This window comes from Micrococcus sp. HMSC31B01 (assembly GCF_001816085.1).
GTDB lineage: Bacteria > Actinomycetota > Actinomycetes > Actinomycetales > Micrococcaceae > Micrococcus > Micrococcus luteus.
The window spans coordinates 1-3,482 of the sequence record NZ_KV825044.1 but is presented as its reverse complement, the minus strand read 5'-3'; the positions used below and the strand labels follow the sequence as shown (position 1 = coordinate 3,482).

Genomic DNA, 3,482 nt, shown 5'->3' with positions numbered 1-3,482 from the left:
CGCAGGCGCTCGGCGAGCGGCCCCTCGGGGCAGAGCACCGCCAGACGCAGACCGGGCAGGCCCACGCGCGCGACGTCGAGGACGTGCCGGGCCACGCCGCCGAGGTCGGCGACGGGCACCACCCAGAGCGTCAGCGGGGCCGGGGTGGTCGTCGCGGCCTCGGGGATCACAGCCACTGCTCCAGGCGGTCCAGGGCCGTCCAGAAGCCCTCGCCGTTGTTGATGTGACCCTGCCAGATCTCCGGGATGAAGCTCACCCCGGGGGCCAGGCGGTCCAGCTGCTCGCACAGCACGGGCCAGTCGACGTCGCCCTCGCCGATCTGCGGTCCCTCCCCGTCCACACCGGTGGCGTCCACGAGGTGCAGGTGGATGGTGTGCGGGGCCAGCTTCTCCACCATCTCCGAGAAGGGGATCCCCAGGAACGTGGCCGAGAGCTTGGAGTGGGAGATGTCCAGGCACAGGGGCACCCCCGTGGCCTCCACGAATGCCACGGTGTCGTCCGGGTCCATGAAGAGGTTGTGGTACTGCTGACCGCCCATCAGCCACGGGAACGGCGGCAGCGTCTGCGCGGCGATCCGGATGCCGGAGGTGTCCAGGCGCTGCACGGCCTCGGCGATGCGCTCGTACTTCGGCAGCCGCTCCTCCGGGCGGATGTGCCGGTCCAGGGTGAACCCGCCCATGGTGATGACCATGATGGGCTCCTCCTCGTTCGGGAACCAGCGCTTCAGGTCCCGGGTGATGTCGATCGTGCGCTGCACCTCGGCGATCGAGCGCTCCCACACGGCGTCGTCGTTGCTGGCCAGGTCCACGAGGAAGTCACCGGAGAAGATGTCCGGCAGGTGGGTGGTGAAGCCCATCGGCATGGGCTCGGTGAACACCGAGTCGATGTCGATCTCGAGGTCCTTGTAGGAGAAGTGGAACTCCAGGAAGTCCGGGGTGCAGTCCTTCGTCAGCGCCTCGACGTCGTGGTAGCGCACCGGCAGGCCCCAGGGGCGCCGGAACTGGAACTGGCGCCCGGTGGGCACCGTGTCCGTGAGGTCCCCGGCGAAGAAGAAGTCGCCCTCGGCCATCTCGCGGTGCAGCGTGCGGCCGACCAGGCGCGGCAGCTCGTTGGGCTGCAGGCCACGGCCCGGGGACTTCACGGTCACGTCGTCGGCGGTGATCGTGACGCCGGCCCGCAGCGGACGGGCCGCCACCAGGGACTTGGCCAGGTTGATGCGGTTCATCGCCTCGCCCGTGGAGACCACGCGCTCGGTCCCGACGCCGATCGACTCCTCGATGTCCCGGGTCTGCCGCACCATCTGCGCGAACTCCTCCGGCAGCAGGGAGACCTTGTGGTCGTTGCCCTCGAGCCCCCGGTCCACGGTGAAGTGCTTCTCGATGATCGCGGCGCCCCGGGCGACTGCGGCCAGCGCCACGTGGAAGCCGCGCTCGTGGCCCGAGTAGCCCACCGGCGTCTGCGCGATCTCCGCGAGCCGGTCCAGGTAGGCCAGATTCACGTCCTTGTAGGGGGCGGGGTACGTCGACTGGGCGTGCAGCATCGCGAAGGGGACGCCGAAGGAGCGCACGAGGGCCGCCGCCTCGCGGATCTCCTCCTCCCGGGACATGCCGGTGGAGAGCACCATCGGCAGGCCGGAGGCGGCCGCATCCCGCAGCAGACCGTGGTTCGTCAGATCCGCGGAGGCGATCTTCACGCCGTCCACCGGGTACTCGCGCAGCACCCGCATGGACGGGGCGTCCCACGGGGTGCACATCAGGGCGACGCCGGCGTCCCGGACGTGGTCGAACACCCGCACCATGTCGGCGGCGGAGAGCGAGAACTTGGCCAGCTCGTCCAGGGTGCGCTGGGCCCCCAGGTCCTCGCCGGCGGTGGCCGCGCCGGACTGCCGGTACAGGGCGTCCATGTCCCGCAGCTGGAACTTCACGGCGTCCGCGCCCGCCTCGACGGCCAGGTCCACGAGACGGCGGGCCAGGTCCACATCGCCCTGGTGGTTGTTGCCGATCTCCGCGATCAGGAACGCCGGGTGGCCCTCCCCGATCCGGTGCCCGCCGATCCGCAGCTCCGCCTCCCGGTTGATCGCCAGGGCCGTCAGGCGGCCGCGCTCGTCCAGCAGCGGCAGGTGCATCGCCCCGGCGGGCAGGGCCTCGCGCATCTCGGCCGGGGAGGCACCCAGGGACGCCGTCACCGGGTCGCGATGGGCGACGTCGGCCGCGGCCACGTCCAGCGACGCCTCCGGATGCTCCACGAGCCAGCGGCGCACGTCCCCGTCCGTCAGGGAGCCGACGAGGAAGCCGTGGGAGTCCACCACGAACACGGTGCGCTCGCGGTTGTCGGTCATCTTCTGCAGGGCGACCAGGAGCGAGTCCTCGGGGAAGACGAGGTAGGGGGTGAGCCTGCGTTCGATGATCACTGCGCGCCTCCGGGGGTGCGGTTCGGGCCGGTGGTGGGGGTCTCGGCGGTGTGCGGGGCACCGAGGTCGGGGCGGTGCCGGAGCACCTTGTGGACCGCCAGGTACTGGTCCATCTGCTGCTCGGCGAGGGCGAAGTCCAGCTCGGTGTCGATGTCCACGCCCTCGAGGTCGTCGAGCTCCAGCAGGCCGATCCGGCCACCGAGCCGGTTGTGCAGCCGGTCGTAGACCCAGGGGCGCGTCACATACAGCGAGCCGTTCTCGCGGAACCGCAGGTCGGAGCGCGTCATGTCCTGCCGGCGCTTGCGCGCCGTGACGTTGAAGTCCGGGATCGGCTCCCCGTCGGGATCCTCGGGATGGCGCCACAGGAACGGGGACACCGGGACGACGCCGACCAGCGAGTCCACCCCCGTGTCCCGGAACTGCCGCACGGCGCGGTCCAGGGTGCCGGGCAGGCGCAGCGGGCTGGTGGCCTGGAGGAGCATCACGCCCTCGGGTTCGACGCCGGCCGCGCGCTCGGCCGCGAGCACGTGCTCGATCACGGGCTCGGTGGGGGTCGAGTCCTGCGCCAGGTGGGCCGGGCGCAGGCCCGGCACGTCCGCGCCGTAGCGGAGGGCGACCTCGGCGATCTCGGCCGAGTCCGTGGAGACCACCACGTGCAGGTCCTCCTCCGCTTCGAGGGCGGCCTGGATGGTCCAGGCCACGAGCGGGTGACCGCCGAGGAGGCGGATGTTCTTGCCGGGCAGCCCCCGGGACCCGCCGCGCACGGGGATGACGCACAGGATGCTCACGCGGACTCCTTCCAGACGTGCTCGGCGATCGCGGCCGCGGGGTCCGCGGTCGGCGAGGCCAGGGGCGGGGTGGGCTCCGGGGTGCGGCCGGGCCGCCACCGGGTCATGCCGTAGCGCCGCCAGAACCCCTCCAACCAGGCGGGCGGGTCCGGGTGGACGGCCCACGCGGGTCTGCCGGCCTGCGCGGCCTCGAGGATCCCGGTGGAGAAGACGGCGGCCACGGGCCCGCGCGTGGCGACGAGGGGCGCCCCGGCGTCGTCGATCCGCACACCGGCCCTGCGCCA

At 72.3% G+C, this 3,482-nt stretch carries 2 protein-coding genes and 2 pseudogenes; all 4 read right to left on the bottom strand.

Annotated features, from left to right (window positions below; all coding sequences use genetic code 11):
- Window positions 1–167, bottom strand: a pseudogene (locus HMPREF3105_RS13475) (glycosyltransferase family 1 protein); the annotation flags it as partial.
- On the bottom strand, window positions 167–2,410 hold the full coding sequence (locus HMPREF3105_RS04345) for an N-acetylneuraminate synthase family protein (protein ID WP_070708847.1): 2,244 nt from the start codon (window positions 2,408–2,410) through the stop codon (window positions 167–169). The pseudogene HMPREF3105_RS13475 and the gene HMPREF3105_RS04345, both read right to left, overlap by 1 nt.
- Window positions 2,407–3,198, bottom strand: coding sequence for an acylneuraminate cytidylyltransferase family protein (locus HMPREF3105_RS04340; RefSeq protein WP_070708846.1), 792 nt, complete (start codon window positions 3,196–3,198; stop codon window positions 2,407–2,409). The genes HMPREF3105_RS04345 and HMPREF3105_RS04340 overlap by 4 nt, the downstream gene beginning before the upstream one ends.
- Window positions 3,195–3,482 (bottom strand): annotated as a pseudogene (locus HMPREF3105_RS13470) (RNA-binding protein); the annotation flags it as partial. The pseudogene HMPREF3105_RS13470 and the gene HMPREF3105_RS04340, both read right to left, overlap by 4 nt.